The sequence below is a fragment of the Streptomyces sp. CA-111067 genome (genome assembly GCF_050956065.1).
GTDB lineage: Bacteria > Actinomycetota > Actinomycetes > Streptomycetales > Streptomycetaceae > Actinacidiphila.
The window spans coordinates 5,374,407-5,388,431 of the sequence record NZ_CP192103.1 but is presented as its reverse complement, the minus strand read 5'-3'; the positions used below and the strand labels follow the sequence as shown (position 1 = coordinate 5,388,431).

General features: G+C 73.4%; 15 protein-coding genes. 9 read left to right on the top strand and 6 right to left on the bottom strand.

Annotation, left to right across the window (positions count from 1 at the left end):
• Positions 1-74: 74 nt before the first annotated feature.
• Together ACQPW6_RS23630 and hemL are read right to left on the bottom strand one after the other, a co-directional pair.
• Positions 75-779: a histidine phosphatase family protein gene (locus ACQPW6_RS23630; RefSeq protein ID WP_433891673.1), complete on the bottom strand. Its 705-nt coding sequence runs from the start codon at positions 777-779 to the stop codon at positions 75-77.
• Complete coding sequence (gene hemL, locus ACQPW6_RS23625) at positions 776-2,083, bottom strand: glutamate-1-semialdehyde 2,1-aminomutase (RefSeq protein ID WP_433891672.1); 1,308 nt, start codon at positions 2,081-2,083, stop codon at positions 776-778. Before hemL ends, ACQPW6_RS23630 begins: the two co-directional genes overlap by 4 nt.
• A 106-nt stretch (positions 2,084-2,189) precedes the next feature.
• On the opposite strand from hemL, the gene ACQPW6_RS23620 reads away from it, so the two are divergent.
• Positions 2,190-2,810 carry a hypothetical protein gene (locus ACQPW6_RS23620; RefSeq protein WP_433891671.1) on the top strand — a complete coding sequence of 207 codons (621 nt, stop codon included), beginning with the start codon at positions 2,190-2,192 and terminating at the stop codon, positions 2,808-2,810.
• 205 nt (positions 2,811-3,015) lie between these two features.
• Here the strand turns inward: ACQPW6_RS23620 and ACQPW6_RS23615 are convergent, their stop codons facing one another.
• Entirely contained in the window at positions 3,016-4,320 is a 1,305-nt protein-coding gene (locus tag ACQPW6_RS23615) for an acyltransferase family protein (RefSeq protein ID WP_433891670.1), read from the bottom strand.
• 308 nt (positions 4,321-4,628) lie between these two features.
• Between ACQPW6_RS23615 and ACQPW6_RS23610 the strand changes: the two genes are divergently transcribed.
• The 7 genes from ACQPW6_RS23610 (at position 4,629) to ACQPW6_RS23580 (ending at position 9,900) form a co-directional block, all read left to right on the top strand.
• Complete coding sequence (locus tag ACQPW6_RS23610; RefSeq protein ID WP_433891669.1) at positions 4,629-5,273, top strand: cyclodeaminase/cyclohydrolase family protein; 645 nt, start codon at positions 4,629-4,631, stop codon at positions 5,271-5,273.
• Between the two features lie 206 nt (positions 5,274-5,479).
• Positions 5,480-6,385, top strand: coding sequence for a bifunctional 5,10-methylenetetrahydrofolate dehydrogenase/5,10-methenyltetrahydrofolate cyclohydrolase (locus tag ACQPW6_RS23605; RefSeq protein WP_433891668.1), 906 nt, complete (start codon positions 5,480-5,482; stop codon positions 6,383-6,385).
• A gap of 132 nt (positions 6,386-6,517) precedes the next feature.
• Complete coding sequence (locus ACQPW6_RS23600) at positions 6,518-7,024, top strand: hypothetical protein (protein WP_433891667.1); 507 nt, start codon at positions 6,518-6,520, stop codon at positions 7,022-7,024.
• 137 nt (positions 7,025-7,161) lie between these two features.
• On the top strand, positions 7,162-7,917 hold the full coding sequence (locus ACQPW6_RS23595; protein ID WP_433891666.1) for an SDR family NAD(P)-dependent oxidoreductase: 756 nt from the start codon (positions 7,162-7,164) through the stop codon (positions 7,915-7,917).
• Positions 7,918-8,058: 141 nt separating this feature from the next.
• Entirely contained in the window at positions 8,059-8,664 is a 606-nt protein-coding gene (locus tag ACQPW6_RS23590; protein WP_433891665.1) for a hypothetical protein, read from the top strand.
• Positions 8,665-8,671: 7 nt separating this feature from the next.
• Positions 8,672-9,190, top strand: a complete 519-nt coding sequence (locus tag ACQPW6_RS23585; RefSeq protein WP_433891664.1) for a SigE family RNA polymerase sigma factor — start codon at positions 8,672-8,674, stop codon at positions 9,188-9,190.
• Positions 9,187-9,900: a hypothetical protein gene (locus ACQPW6_RS23580; protein WP_433891663.1), complete on the top strand. Its 714-nt coding sequence runs from the start codon at positions 9,187-9,189 to the stop codon at positions 9,898-9,900. Before ACQPW6_RS23585 ends, ACQPW6_RS23580 begins: the two co-directional genes overlap by 4 nt.
• Here ACQPW6_RS23580 and ACQPW6_RS23575 read toward each other — a convergent pair.
• Genes ACQPW6_RS23575 through ACQPW6_RS23565 form a run of 3 tightly spaced genes read right to left on the bottom strand, consistent with a single transcriptional unit; the run spans position 9,842 to position 12,818 of the window.
• Positions 9,842-10,465, bottom strand: a complete 624-nt coding sequence (locus ACQPW6_RS23575) for a hypothetical protein (RefSeq protein WP_433891662.1) — start codon at positions 10,463-10,465, stop codon at positions 9,842-9,844. The genes ACQPW6_RS23580 and ACQPW6_RS23575 overlap by 59 nt on opposite strands.
• Positions 10,462-12,132 (bottom strand): ATP-binding protein, encoded by a 1,671-nt coding sequence (locus tag ACQPW6_RS23570; RefSeq protein WP_433891661.1) that lies wholly within the window; start codon positions 12,130-12,132, stop codon positions 10,462-10,464. The genes ACQPW6_RS23575 and ACQPW6_RS23570 overlap by 4 nt, the downstream gene beginning before the upstream one ends.
• A complete protein-coding gene (locus ACQPW6_RS23565) occupies positions 12,129-12,818 on the bottom strand; it encodes a response regulator (RefSeq protein ID WP_433891660.1) in 690 nt (229 codons plus the stop codon). The genes ACQPW6_RS23570 and ACQPW6_RS23565 overlap by 4 nt, the downstream gene beginning before the upstream one ends.
• Positions 12,819-13,111: 293 nt before the next feature.
• Between ACQPW6_RS23565 and ACQPW6_RS23560 the strand changes: the two genes are divergently transcribed.
• Entirely contained in the window at positions 13,112-13,885 is a 774-nt protein-coding gene (locus ACQPW6_RS23560) for a DUF3152 domain-containing protein (protein ID WP_433891659.1), read from the top strand.
• Positions 13,886-14,025 lie beyond the last annotated feature (140 nt).

Below are 14,025 nucleotides of genomic sequence, written 5' to 3'. Positions count from 1 at the left end.
ATTACGGTGAGCGCGCCGCGGCGGGCGGCGGCCCGTCCGGGCCGCCGCCTCCCCCGCGTGCCCCCGGGTCGGGGCTACTTCAGGCCGCGGCCCTTCGCTCCGGCGCGCAGGCGCTCGGGGACGAGATCGAGCGCCGGCTCGCTGTAGCCGACCGAGACGATCCGGTCGCCCCGATACGTGAAGCTCGTCACGCTCGCGAGGGTGCACTGGCGGCGGCGCGGGTCGTGCCACAACCTGCGGCCCTCCGCGAAGCTCCGGGCCACCCAGATCGGCAACTGGTGGCTGACGCAGACCGCCTCGTGGCCGTGCGCGGCCTCCCGGGCCGCGCCGAGCGCGGCCATCATCCGCACCGCCTGCTCCACGTAGGGCTCGCCCCAGCTGGGGCGGAACGGGTTGGTGAGGTACTTCCAGTTCGCCGGCTTGCGCAGCGCCCCGTCGCCGACCCCGAACGTCTTCCCCGCGAAGACGTTCGCCGCCTCGATCAGCCGCGCGTCCGTCGCGATCTCCAGGCCGTGCGCCGCGGCGATCGGCGCGGCCGTCTCCTGGGCGCGTTCCAGCGGGGACGCCACGACGTGGGTGATGTCGCGGTCGGCGAGGTGCTCGGCGACCCGGTCGGCCATCTTGCGGCCGAGTTCGGACAGGTGGAAGCCGGGCGCCCGGCCGTAGAGGATGCCGTCCGGGTTGTGCACCTCGCCGTGCCGCATCACGTGTACGACGGTGAGTTCGTCGTCCTGCGGGCCGGCGGCCCCGCCGGCCTCGGAAACGGGATTCTCGCTCATGCCTGCGCCTCCGCTGCCGCTCGCGCCGCCGCGGGCAGCGCCGCGGCGATCCGCTCCACGGCCCGTTCGTCGTGCGTGGTGGATACGAACCAGGACTCGAAGGCCGACGGCGGCAGGTACACGCCCTGCGCCAGCATCGAGTGGAAGAAGCCGGTGAACCGGAACGCCTCCTGGCGCCTGGCGGCTTCGAAGTCGTGGACCTCTTCCTCGGTGAAGAAGACCGAGAACATGCTGCCGGCGGTCTGGAGCCGGTGCGCGACCCCCTCCTTGGTGAGCGCCGCGGTCACCAGCTGCTGGATCTCGGCGGAGGCGGCGTCCACCGCCGCGTAGGCCGCGTCGTCGAGCAGCCGCAGCTGCGCCAGGCCCGCCGCGGTGGCCACCGGGTTACCGGACAGCGTGCCGGCCTGGTAGACCGGGCCCGAGGGGGCGAGGTGGGCCATCACGTCGCGCCGGCCGCCGAAGGCCGCCGCGGGGAAGCCGCCGCCCATCACCTTGCCGAAGGTCATCAGGTCGGGGGCGACGCCGTCGAGCCCGTACCAGCCGGAGCGGCTGACCCGGAAGCCGGTCATCACCTCGTCGGAGACGTAGAGCGCGCCGTCGTCGGCGCACAGCTGCTTGAGCGCGGCGTTGAAGCCGTCCCGCGGCGGGACGACGCCCATGTTGCCCGGGGACGCCTCGGTGATGACGCAGGCGATCTCGCCGGGGTGCGCGGCGAAGGCCGCCCGGACCGCCTCGATGTCGTTGTAGGGCAGCACGAGGGTGTCGCCGGCCTGCGCGCCCGTCACCCCCGGGGTGTCGGGCAACCCGAACGTGGCGACCCCGGATCCGGCGGCCACCAGGAGGGCGTCCACATGCCCGTGGTAGCAGCCGGCGAACTTGACGACCTTGCTGCGCCCGGTGAAGCCGCGGGCCAGCCGGATCGCCGACATGGTGGCCTCGGTGCCGGACGACACCAGCCGCACCTGGTCCAGCGGTTCGATCCTGGCCACCATCTCCTCGGCCAGCGCGACCTCGCCCTCGCTGGGCGTGCCGAACGACGTGCCGTGGGCGGCCGCCGCCTGGACGGCCGCGATCACCTCGGGGTGCGCGTGGCCGAGGATCATCGGACCCCACGAGCAGACGAGGTCGACGTACTCCCGGCCGTCGGCGTCGGTGAGGTACGGACCGCTGCCGGACACCATGAACCGGGGCGTACCGCCCACGGCGCGGAAGGCCCGCACCGGGGAGTTCACGCCGCCGGGCGTCACGGCCGCCGCGCGGTCGAAGAGTTCCTGGGACACTGGTGCTTCGAACGGATAGCTCACACGCACATGCTCTCAAACGCCGGGCGTTGCGCGACAACGTCTCAACCCTGCATCTGACACGATGATCGGGTTGCATGGTTGGGTCAGCGAATGGTCGGGTAGTGGAATGCAGCAGCGCGGTGGCGAAGCGGGTGAAGAACCGGGCGAGCACGAGCCTGAGCATGTCCGCCCCACCGGTAGGCGACGCCGTCCCGCCGATCGCGCCTCGGGGCAACCAGAACGGCGCGACGACCGTCCAGCAGGACAGCCGGAGCAACGATCGACCGCGGAAGGCAGGAGCAGGGGTGGCCGAGTGGGGGTGACGTACAAGTACTTCGGCGCGCCCGACGGTGCCACCGCGGCCCGTGTCCCGATCTCCATGCGCCCCGAGGAACTGGGCGGCGACGAACTCGGCCACGGCATGTACACCAAGGTCAAGCCGGAGACGATGGCCGCGATGGTGCTCACCGGCATCGAGGGCATACCCCCGGCGAAGGTGCCGCCGCTCGAACTGGTGGTGCTGCACCCGGACTACGCGGTGGTCCGGCTGCCGGCCTCGGTGGTCGAGCCGCTGCGCACCGCCGACGAGGCCTCGCTCGGCGCCGCCGCCTTCATCTGGTCCACGGTTCCCGACCGGCGCGGCCCGCGGGACGCGTTCGTGATCTATCAAATGCTGCACGAGTGGCAGGATTTCGCCCGCCGCTGCGAAGAGTCGGGACATCAGCTGTATTGCCTGGTGTGGCCCTGATTTTCCGGAACCCACGGAATCCAGCGTAATTTCGGCCGGATTTCCCGGGCTTCCGGTCCCCCGGATTCTGGCGGATCATCGCAACGGCCGGTACACGCCAGTGACCCGTTTTCGGCCATCCCGCCGGGAATCAGCCGCGGCCCCGGAGGGCCGGCGGACCCGGCCGCCGACCACCGCGCCCCCCGCCGCCGCGCCGACCGCCGCGTCAACTGTGGGAGTGCTTGCCCAGGTTGTCGAAGGCGTTGTTCAGACCGCGCTTGATGATCTTCGACAGCGGGCGCTCCACCAGCCGGTGCACCCCGTAGCTGGCGAGCAGGAAGACCGCGATCAGACCGGCCACCAGCACCCGGGCGTCCATCCGGTCGCGCAGGTAGTAGATCGCCGTCGTACCGGCCGCGTAGTGCAGCAGGTAGAACGGGTACGTCAGCGAGCCCGCGGTGGCCAGCCACTTCCACTGGAGCCGGTCGGTCTTGCCGAGCGCGACCGCGACCATGAACAGCAGGAAGACCGTGTAGATCGTCAGCGCCCCGCGCCAGCTGGAGACGTGCTCCACGTGCGTGATCCGCGAGGAGATCTCGTCCTGTGACATCACCCAGGTGAAGCCCAGCATGCCCCAGAGCAGCAGATCAGGCCCGAACCGGTGCATCAGGTAGAGCGTCAGGCCGGCGATGAAGTACCAGACGCCGTTGGAGTTCGCGATCAGCGTCACCACCGGCAGGTTGGCGGCCGGCGCGAAGGCCGCCACCACCGCCCACACGCAGCAGAAGATGACCACCTTGCGGTAGGTCAGGCCGGTCGCGACGACGATCAGGAAGAGCAGGTAGAAGCGCAGCTCCGAGTACAGCGTCCAGTAGACGCCGTCCACGTCGGCGTGGTGGGTGCCCTCCTGGAGCATCGACAGGTTGTAGATCACGTCCCGGGCCGGCAGCGGCTTCCACACCTTGGGCCAGAGGGTGAGCACACCGGTGGTGAAGAGCACACCGAACCAGTACGCCGGGTAGAGCCGGATCACCCGGGAGACGAAGAAGTCCCGCGGGCGGCGGTCCCAGCAGGACATGCAGATCACGAAGCCGCTGATGACGAAGAAGATCTCCACGCCGATCCAGCCGTATGCCGAGACCCGGAAGATGCTCGGCATGATGTGCGAGACCGGCCGGCCCCAGATCGGGTTGTGCGCCTCGTTGACCCGCAGGGTGCCCGCGTAGTGGTGCAGGGCGACGAAGATGGCGGCGAACAGCCGGGTGGCGTCGATGATGTACAGCCGCGGGCGGCGGCGGGCGACCGGGACCGGCGCGGGGGCCGGGGTCACCGGCGGGATCGGGCCCGGGGTCGTCGGCTGCGGCTGCACCGGAGGCACGGTGGTGGTGGCCTGGGCTCCCGGCTGCGCCTGCGGCGGCGCGGTGGTGGCGCCGATCGCCAGCCTCTCGGGGACCCGGAGGGATCCGTTGCCGCCGGGACTGACGTGGTTCTGCGGCCAGTCGTCAGCCGCAGAGCCCCCCGCATGCCTCATGTGCCGTCCTCATCCGTGTGGAGCGCGGTCGCTCGGCCCCGCGATCCGGACGCGCTCAAGAAAGCGTCAGCCTAAGGTAAAGGTGTGACGGGATCCAGACCGGCAGGTGCATAGCCCATCGGTTCACCAGGATGTCACGCCGGGCCGGGTGCTTTGCAACCGAGCGGCGCCCCGGAGTTCAGCCCGCGCGCCTCGCGCGCCCGCCCTGCGGGCCTCGCGCGCCCTCCCCGCGAGGGCCGGCCGCGGCGAGCTGTGCGCCGGCTCCACAGGTCGCGCCGATAGGGTCGGCTGGTGACGCGGAGCTCGGCATGACGCGGAAGGCGGCCCAGGTGCAGGACCAGACGATCGGCGGCTATCTGGAGCGGCTCGCCGCCCGCGAACCCGCCCCCGGCGGCGGGGCGGCGGCGGCGCTGCACGCGGCGCAGGGCGCGGCCCTGCTGGGCATGGTGGCCCGGTACACCAGCGGCGAGAAGTACGCGGCGCACGCGGATCAGGTGACGCGGATCACCATCGAGAGCGACGAACTCCGGTTCAGGGCACTGGAACTGGCGGCGGCCGACGCCGCGGCCTTCACCGCCGTGACCGACGCCTACCGGCTGCCGAAGGCCGACGCGGACCAGAAGGCGGCCCGCTCGGCCGCCATCGCGACGGCCCTCGCCGGCGCGGCCGCCCCGCCGGCGGCGGTGATCACGGTCGCCGACCGGATCGTCACGCTCGCCGAGGAACTGCTCCCGGTCGGCAACCCCAACGTGGTCACGGACGTGGCAGCGGCGGCGGAGGCGGCCCGGGCCGCGGCCACGACGGCCCGCGTGAACGTCGAGATCAACCTGACCGGCCTACCCGCGGACGCGGCAGCCCGCGCGGAACTGACCGCGGCAACGGAGGCGGTGGACACGATCGCCGCCCGAGCGTCGGCGGTCACGGACGCGGTCCGCGAGGTGATCTCCCGATGAGCGGCGGGACGGGCGGGACGCCGGAAGCGGCAACGGGCGGGACGCCGGCCGCCATGCCCGGCACGCAGACGGCCGCCACGGCCGGCCCGGCACCGGACGGGGCGCGGCCCGAAACGCCCCGCACAGCAACGGCCGGCACTCGCAGCACGGCCACGGACGGATCGCCGGGCGCAACGCCCGACCCCACAAGGGGACTTGCTCAGCCGGTGACACCGGGCGGCTCCGCGCCGCAGGTGCCGGGCGATGCCGTCGTCAGCCTGACCGGCGCGGAGCGGGCCAAGCAATTGCGGGGGGAAGCCGCCCTGGTCGCCGGTGAGTTGGCCGCGGCGGGCAGTGCGGTGCGGCTGGCGGTCGTGGTGGCCACGGAGGACGAGTCGACGGGCTGGTACGTACGGTCCATCGCGCGCGCCGCGGACCGGGCCGGTATCGCGTGCGACCTCGTCACGCTGCCACCGGACGCCGAACCCGGCCTGATCCGGGCGAAGTTGGCGCAGCTGAGCGCCGACGACGGGGTGCACGGGATCATCCTGCAGACGCCGCTGCCGCCCGGCGCCGTCGCCGCAGAACTGGCCGCGGACATCGCGCCCGGCAAGGACGTGGACGGCGCGAACCCGTTGAGCCTGGGGCGCCTCGCCGCGGGCCTGCCGGCCTTCGCGCCGGCGACCGCCGAGGCCGTCGTCAGCCTGCTGGACGCGCACAAGATCGACCTCGCCGGGCGCACCGCCGCGGTGGTCGGCCGGTCCACGGTGGTCGGCAAGCCGCTGGCGCACCTGCTGCTCGACCGGGACGCGACCGTCACCGTCTGCCATTCGCGCACCGCGGACCTCGCGGCGGTGACCCGCGGCGCGGACATCGTGGTGGCCGCCGTCGGCCGCGCGGGCCTGATCACCGCCGAGCACCTGAAGCCCGGCGCGGTCGTGGTGGACGTCGGCACCAACGTGCTGCCGGACGGCACGCTGACCGGGGACGTGGACGCGCCCTCGGCGGCCGGCCGCGCGTCGGCGCTGTCCCCGGTGCCGGGCGGGGTCGGCCCGATCACCACGGCGCTGCTGCTGAGCCACACCGTACGGGCCGCGGCGCGCACCGCCGGCCACCCGTTCGGCAACGGGTGACGGGTGAACGCGTCACGAGGGGGCGCCGACCCCCTCGTGACACCCGCCCGCCCGTGCCCATGACATCTGTCATGCCGCTCTCCGGACGGACGGCTCTGCCGCCGCACCCCCGCCGGCCGCGATGCTCATGCCATGGCAATCACCGAGGCACCCGAGGCAGTCACCGCGACCCGCACCGCCACCGCCAGGACGAGCGGCACCGCCAGGACGAGCAGCGCCTCCAGGACGAGCGGCACCGACACCGTCACGACGAAGAACACCGGCGAGTACAAGGCCGTCCCCGTCTGGTTCTTCGCCTTCGAGGGGCTGATCGGCGCGAGCTACGACGTCGTCAAGTCCTCCCCGGACGCCTGGATGTTCCTCGCCGCCGCGGTCGTGGTGAACATCGTGCTGGCCAGGACGGTGCTGCGCGGCCGGCTGAAGATGGCCAAGGCGCTCCTCAAGGGCCGCAGGACCAGGAAGATCGCGGTCGGCCTGATCGCGCTGCGGCTCGGCGTGCACCTCGCGCTCGGCGCGGTCGGCGCGCAGGCCACCTCGGCGCCCGCGCACCTCGCGTTCGCCGTCGTGATGTGCGGCGCCACCGTCGGCCTGCTGGCCTTCGACCAGCGGGTGATGCTGCGGGCGCTGGCCGCCGCCTGAACCGGCCCCGGCCGCGCCGCCTATGCTGCTGCTGCACGGCAGAAGCGCCAAAAAGACGCCGGCGCGAAGCAGAAGCCCGAAGCAGAAGCACGAACCAGCGACACGAACCGTCCGACGGTCACGGAAGGCAGCACCACATGAGCACCCGCACCGCAGTGATCACTGGCGCGAGCAGCGGCATCGGTGCCGCGACCGCCCGCAAGCTCGCCGAGGCCGGTTTCCACGTCGTGCTCACCGCCCGCCGCGCGGACCGGCTCGAAGCGCTCGCCAAGGAACTCGCCGCGGCCGGGCACAGCGCCGCCGCCCACGTCCTCGACGTCACCGACCGGGCCGCCGTGGACGCGTTCGCCGCCTCGCTGCCGCGCTGCGACGTGCTGGTGGACAACGCGGGCGGCGCCCTCGGCACCGAGCCGGTCGCCGCCGCCGACCCGGCCGACTGGCGGGCGATGTACGAGGTCAACGTCATCGGCGTGCTGAACGTGACGCAGGCGCTGCTGCCCGCGCTGACCGCCTCGGGCGACGGCACGATCGTGATCATGTCGTCCACCGCGGGCCTGGCCACCTACGAGGGCGGCGGCGGTTACGTGGCCGCCAAGCACGGCTCCCATGTGATCGCCGAGACGCTGCGGCTGGAGCTCAACGGCACTCCGGTGCGGGTGATCGAGATCGCGCCCGGCATGGTCAGGACCGAGGAGTTCGCCGTCACCCGCTTCCGGGGCGACGCCGACCGCGCCGCCGCCGTCTACCAGGGCGTGGCCGAGCCGCTGACCGCCGAGGACATCGCCGACACCGTCTCGTGGGCGGTCACCCGCCCCTCGCACGTCAACATCGACCTGCTGGTGGTTCGCCCGCGCGCGCAGGCGTCGAACTACAAGGTGCACCGGGAGCAGTAGCCCGGGCCGGGACCAGTCGCAGAACCCGTCGCAGAACCCGTTGCCGAGGGGTGTCACCCGGGCCGGGGCGAAAGCGCGTAGTAGGGGATGGAGAGGCGCCCCTCCCGTACGCGATTCGCCCCGACACAAGGAGAGTCACCCGTGAAACGGATCAGCCGCGCGGCCGTCGTCTGCACCGCCGCCGTCGCGATCGGCGCCCCCACCGCCGCCTACGCCCTCAACGCCCCGGACCACGCCCCCGCCGGGGCGCCCCGGCCGCACGTCCTGGTCGTCAAGCCCGGCCAGAAGGTCAGGGCGCCCAACGGCCGCTCGGTGTGGCTCGGCAAGGACAGCGGGCTCTGCGGGCTCATGAAGGTGAAGGCGAGCAGGACGACCACAAGTTCACACGGTGGCTCGCCGGTGACGCACAACTGGACGGTCTACGCGTGCAGCGGCGGCCCCAAGGCACCGTCGCCCCGGGTGGAGTGGACACTGTCCGACGTCACCAGCAACCATCACATGCTCGTGTCCGGCGACTACATCAGCGGCAAGACCCCCGCAGGGGTACGGGTCCGGCTCAACGACGGCCGGTGGCACGAGGGCACCGTCCTGAGGCTCCCGGGGAACCCCGGCCGGGGTGTCTGGTTCGCCGACCTGGGCCCCGCGCCGAAGTACGTCAAGAGCACCTCCGTCGTCGTCTACGACAAGGCCGGCCACCCCGTCGCACCCCAGAAGCCGGCGTTCGCCACCGGCGCGCAGGTCGACTGACGCCGGCGTGACACCGGACAGTGACGCCGAGTTCAGCGCCTACGCCGCGGCTTCGTGGCGACGGCTGCTGCGCATCGCCTACATGCTCACCGGCGACTTCCATGACGCCGAGGACCTGTTGCAGCACACGTTGACCAAGGTGTGCACGCACTGGCGGCGCATCCGTGACGAGGATGCAGACCTCTACGTGCGGCGCGCGCTGATCAACAACCACCGCAGCAGGCTGCGCAGAAGGCGGGTGGTCCAGTTCCTCACCCCCTTCGTGCCGGAGCGGGGCCACCGGAGCCAGGCGGAGACGGTCGAGCACCGGCTCGCGCTCGACCAGGCGTTGGCGTCACTGTCCGACCGGCAGCGCGCGGCGGTGATCCTTCGGTACTGGGACGACATGACCGAGCAGCAGACGGCGGCCATCCTCGGCTGCTCGCCCAGTTCGGTCAAGGTCCACACCCGCCGCGCGCTGGCGGCCCTGCGCGGTCACCCCGCGCTCGCCGCCTACGCCCCGATCCCGTCTGGAGAGCAGCGATGAACCCCAGCCCCGAGGCAGACCAACTGCGCCGCGCCCTCGACGACTTCGCGGGCGAGGTGCCGAACCTCCCGGCCGACGTGGCCGGTGTCGTACGGGCCGCGCACCGCCGTACCCGCCGCCGCCGGGTCGCCGGACTCGCCGCGTGCTGCGCGGTGTTGCTCGGTCCGCTGCTCTACGCGGTGCTGCCGGCCGCGGCACCGCCCGACGACGGCCGCCAAGTCGGCGCGCCTCCCAGCCTGTTGACGGTGGACCCCGGCGTGAAGGTGCTCGTCGACGGCAGGCAGCTGTGGCTGACGGCGGACGGGAAATACTGCCAGGGCGCCGCGCCCCCCGGTCCGTCCAGCTGCTACGACGCGAAGACCGGCCCGGCGCCGTCCTTCGCCACCCAACTCAGGGCGCACGATCACCCGGAGAACTTCGGCGACAGCTTCGCCCTGGGTACGTACAGGGCGCCGCGCACCCCGGTGGCCGTGGTCACCACGGTCGGCGGCCACACCGTGCGGGGTACGGTCCTCTCCCTTCCGGACAACCCCGGTTGGGGCGTGTGGTACTTCGTCCAGCACAACACGCAGTTGATCAGCCTGGACCCCGACCTCACCTTCCTCGACAGCGGCGGCCGGCCGATCGCCCTCCCCAGCCGCGCACCGACCGTCATCGATCCGAAGGGCAGTCTGGCTCCTTCCGCGGCAGGGTCCAGCCGTCCCCGTTGACCACCACCACGACCGGCGAGACGGCGGTGGGCACGGGGGTCACGGTGGGCGGCGACGGGGGGCCCGCGTGCTCGGCCGCGGAGGGCGCCTGCTCGCTGCCGCCACTGCCTCCGGGCCGGAGGGGCGGCTCGGTGGCGGGGCCGCCCGGCTGCCGGGCGGAGCGCCCGTGCCAGGCCGCCGTCGCGGTGCAGACCAGCTGGTCCACGCCGAGTCGGCTGAGCGGGCCGAGTCCGGGCAGCCCGATGACGAGGGTGCTGCCGTGCACCGACACCTGAGGCGCGATCGGCGTCCGCGGCAGCTGCGTGCGGACCTGTCCGGCCTCCGCGTCGGTGGGCCCGGCGAAGAGCAGCCGGACGGCGGCGGCCGGGTCCGTGCCCCCGTCGCCGGGGCGCGGTACGGCCCGCAGGGTGTCGGCCGGTGACAGGAAGTACAGGGTCAGGCCGGGGCTGAGGCCGGTCGCCGGGTCGCCGGCCTGGATGACGCCGGAAGGCGGCACCCCGCAGCCCGCCAGGGCGAGGGCGGCGGCGAGGCCGGTGAGCAGCGCGGCGGCGCGGGGGCGGTTCACCGGCGCTCCCCCGGTTCCGTCCGGCCGTCGGCGCGGTGGTCGGCCGGGGTGTCGGCGCGGTGGTCGGCCGGGTTGACGCTCGGGGTGTCGGCGCGGTGATCGGCGCGGTGGTCGGCCGGGTCGTGCTCCGAGTGCCGGTGCAGGGGCAGTTCGACGGTGAAGACGGCGCCGCCCGAGGCGCGGTTGCCCGCGTGGATCCGGCCGCCGTGCAGATGGACGTTCTCGGCCGTGATGGCGAGGCCGAGCCCGCTGCTCTCGCTGCGCGTCCGGGTGGTGTCGGCCTTGTAGAAGCGCTCGAAGAGATGCGGCATCGCCTGCTCCGATATTCCGGGGCCCTCGTCGAGCACCTCGATCACCGCCCACTCCCGGTCCCGCACGCCCAGCCGCAGCACCACCGGCGGGGCGCCGTGCCGCAGCGCGTTGCCGACCAGGTTGGCGACCACGACGTCAACCCGGCGCGGATCCACCCGGGTTCGCAAGTGTCCGGGCGGTGGCAGCACCGTCCGCACCTGGTCGCGCCAGCCGCGCGAGGCCAGCGTGCGCTGGACGGACTCGGCCAGGTCGATCTCGTCCAGATTGAGCCGGGCCGCGCCGGCGTCGAAGCGGGAGATCTCCATCAGGTCGTTCACCAGCCGGGTGAGCCGTACGGTCTCCTCGCTGATCAGCCGCACCGCGTCCGCCGTCACCCGGTTCAGGTGCGGCGCCTCCTCGTCCAGGACGTCGGTGACCGCCGACATCGCGGCCAGCGGCGTACGCAGCTCGTGCGAGACGTCGGCCGCGAACCGGCGGGCCTGCGCTTCGAGCCGGCGCAGCTCCGTCACCGACTGTTCGAGGGCCGCGGCGGTCTCGTTGAACGACTTGGACAGGTCGGCGAGTTCGTCGGAGCCGTTGACGGCGAGCCGGATGTCGAGGTGGCCCTCGGCCATCCGGCGGGTGGCCCGGCGCAGCGCCCGCACCGGGCGCAGCACCCCGCGGGCGGCGAGCAGCGCGAGGACCACGGCAAGGCCGAGCGCAGACCAGGTGGCGTGCTCGATCGCGGTGATCATCGCGGTGACGTAGCCCTGTTCGGTGTTCTGCGGCACCGCCAGGTACACCGCGAGCCCGGACAGCGTCGGGGCGTCGCCGGCCCGGTAGGTCACCGGAAGGCCGACGACCAGGACCGGGTGGCCGCCGTTGTTCACCCGCTGGAAGACGGCGGCGGCCTGGTCGCGGACCGACTGCCGCAGCTCCGTGCTGAGTTCGGGGAACGAGTCGCCGGGCACCGAACTGGCCCGCCGGCCGCCGTACGTGGCCAGCACCCGCCAGCCCTGCGACTGGTTGGCGCGGGCCACGGCGGCGACCAGCGTCTCCAGATCCGCCTGGCCCGGGGCCGGGTCGATGGTCGGCGCGACGCCGTCGACGGTGTCGCGGAACTGCCGGATCACCGCGTCCTGGCTCTGCTGGAGCACGCCGGTGCGGGCCTCGCGGAAGGCGAGGGCGCCGGTGCTCAGCGCGCTCACGACGGCGACGATGGCGAAGCCGACGACGAGGCGGAAGCGCAGGGCGAGCAGGGCGCGGGAGGCGAGGTCGCGGGCGGTGGCGGACCGGGTGGTACGCGCGGACCGGGTGTGCTCCTTCGGCTGCCCGGCGCTGTGCCCCGGCTCCGGGCCGGCCTTCGCGGTCCTCATGAGGAGCGGAAGCGGTAGCCGAAGCCCCGTACGGTCTGGATGTGCCGGGCGTCGCCGCTGAGTTCGCCGAGCTTGCCGCGCAGCCGTTTGACGCAGGCGTCCACCAGCCGGATGTCGCCGTGGTAGCTGTGCTCCCAGACCGCTTCGAGCAGTTGCTGCCGGCTCAGCACCTGGCCGGGCGACGCCGACAGGGTCAACAGCAGCCGCAGTTCCGACGGCGCCAGCGGCACCGGCTCGCCGTGCTGGCTGACCAGCAGCCCGGCCCGGTCGATGGTCAGGTCGCCGTGGGTCTCCGGGCGGGGCGTCCCGGTCTCGCCGGCGGGCGGGTTCAGCCGGCGCAGCACCGCGCGGATCCGGGCTTCGAGCACCCGGGCCTGTACGGGCTTGACGACGTAGTCGTCGGCGCCCGCCTCCAGGCCGACGACGATGTCCACGTCGTCGCCCATCGCGGTCACCATGATGATCGGCACCTGGTCGTCCCGGCGTATTCGGCGGCAGACGTCGAGGCCGCCGATGCCGGGCAGCATGAGGTCGAGCACCACGACGTCGGGCCGGAACGAGCGCACCTGCTCGATGCCCTCCTCGCCGGTCGCGGCGGCGGACACGTCATGCCCGTGATGCCGCAGCGCCAGCTCGACGCCGCGCCGGACGGCGGGGTCGTCTTCGATGAGCAGGACGCGGGACATGCAGGTCAGTATGCGTGAGGGGGCCGCCGGCCGGGTGGGCGCGGGTGGCCGGCGGGGGCAGCCGTTACAGAAGGATCACATGGCGGGCCAGCCGCCATCATCCGCGGGCCGCAGGGTCGGCTGGCATGAGCGCGGCACGAAGGTCGGAAGGCGGGTCGGGATCCCGGTCGGCACGGAGTAGTGGCCCTGGGCGGGCGGCGGGGCACGGTGCGGGGCGGGCGGCGGCCCGTTCGGGCGCACGGGGCCGCGCCCGCGGGCGGGGACGGTCGCGTGGCGGCGCGCGGCGGGGTGCGGTGCTGGGAGCGCTGCTGGCCGTCGGGGTGATCGGGGCGGTGCTGGTTTTCGTGAAGGGCGGCGGGACCGACGCGTCGGCGCAGCTCCCGGCGCCGTCGACGCCACCCGGGACGCCCGCGATGGCACCGGTGTCCGCGCCGCCCCGCACGACGCCGGCGGCCACGACCCGCAAGCCGGCGAAGTCGCCTCGGGCGTCGGCCACCACGTCCTGGCCGCCGGGGAACGGGGTCTTCGACACGGCCGACGCGTCGGGGAAGTCGGTCGGCAGCGGCCAGATCCGCCGCTACGAGGTCCAGGTCGAGCAGGGCACCGGCGTCGACCCGGACGCCGCGGCGAACGAGATCGCCGGCATCCTGGCGGACCCGCGCGGCTGGACGGCCGACGGGCATGACGCGTTCCAGCTGGTGTCCGGCGGCCCGCACGACTTCGAGGTCAAGATCGCCAGCCCGGCGACGGTGGACGCGATCTGCGGCGCGGCCGGGCTGCACACGCACGGCGAGGTCAACTGTGACGTGGGCGATCAGGTGATCGTCAACTTGAAGCGGTGGAAGACCGGTTCACCGGAGTTCACCGGCCCGGTGACCGAGTACCGCGCGCTGATCATCAACCACGAGGTCGGCCACCGCATCGGCCACGGCCACGAAACCTGCCCCGGCCCCGGCCGCCCGGCCCCCGCGATGATGCAGCAAATAGACGGCCTGAAGGGCTGCATCCCCAACGCCTGGCCCTACGACCCCCACGGCAATTACCTGGGCGGCCCCCCGGTCCCATAGCCCCCGAGCAGCTTGCGGCCGCCGCCGCACGGGCGCTCCCGGCGAGGGAGCGCCGCGTAGGGGCACGGGGCTGCTGTCGATTTGCGGCTGCCGCCGCGTGGGCGCGAGCACGGGCCCCGTAAGGGGCGCGGGGCTGTTGT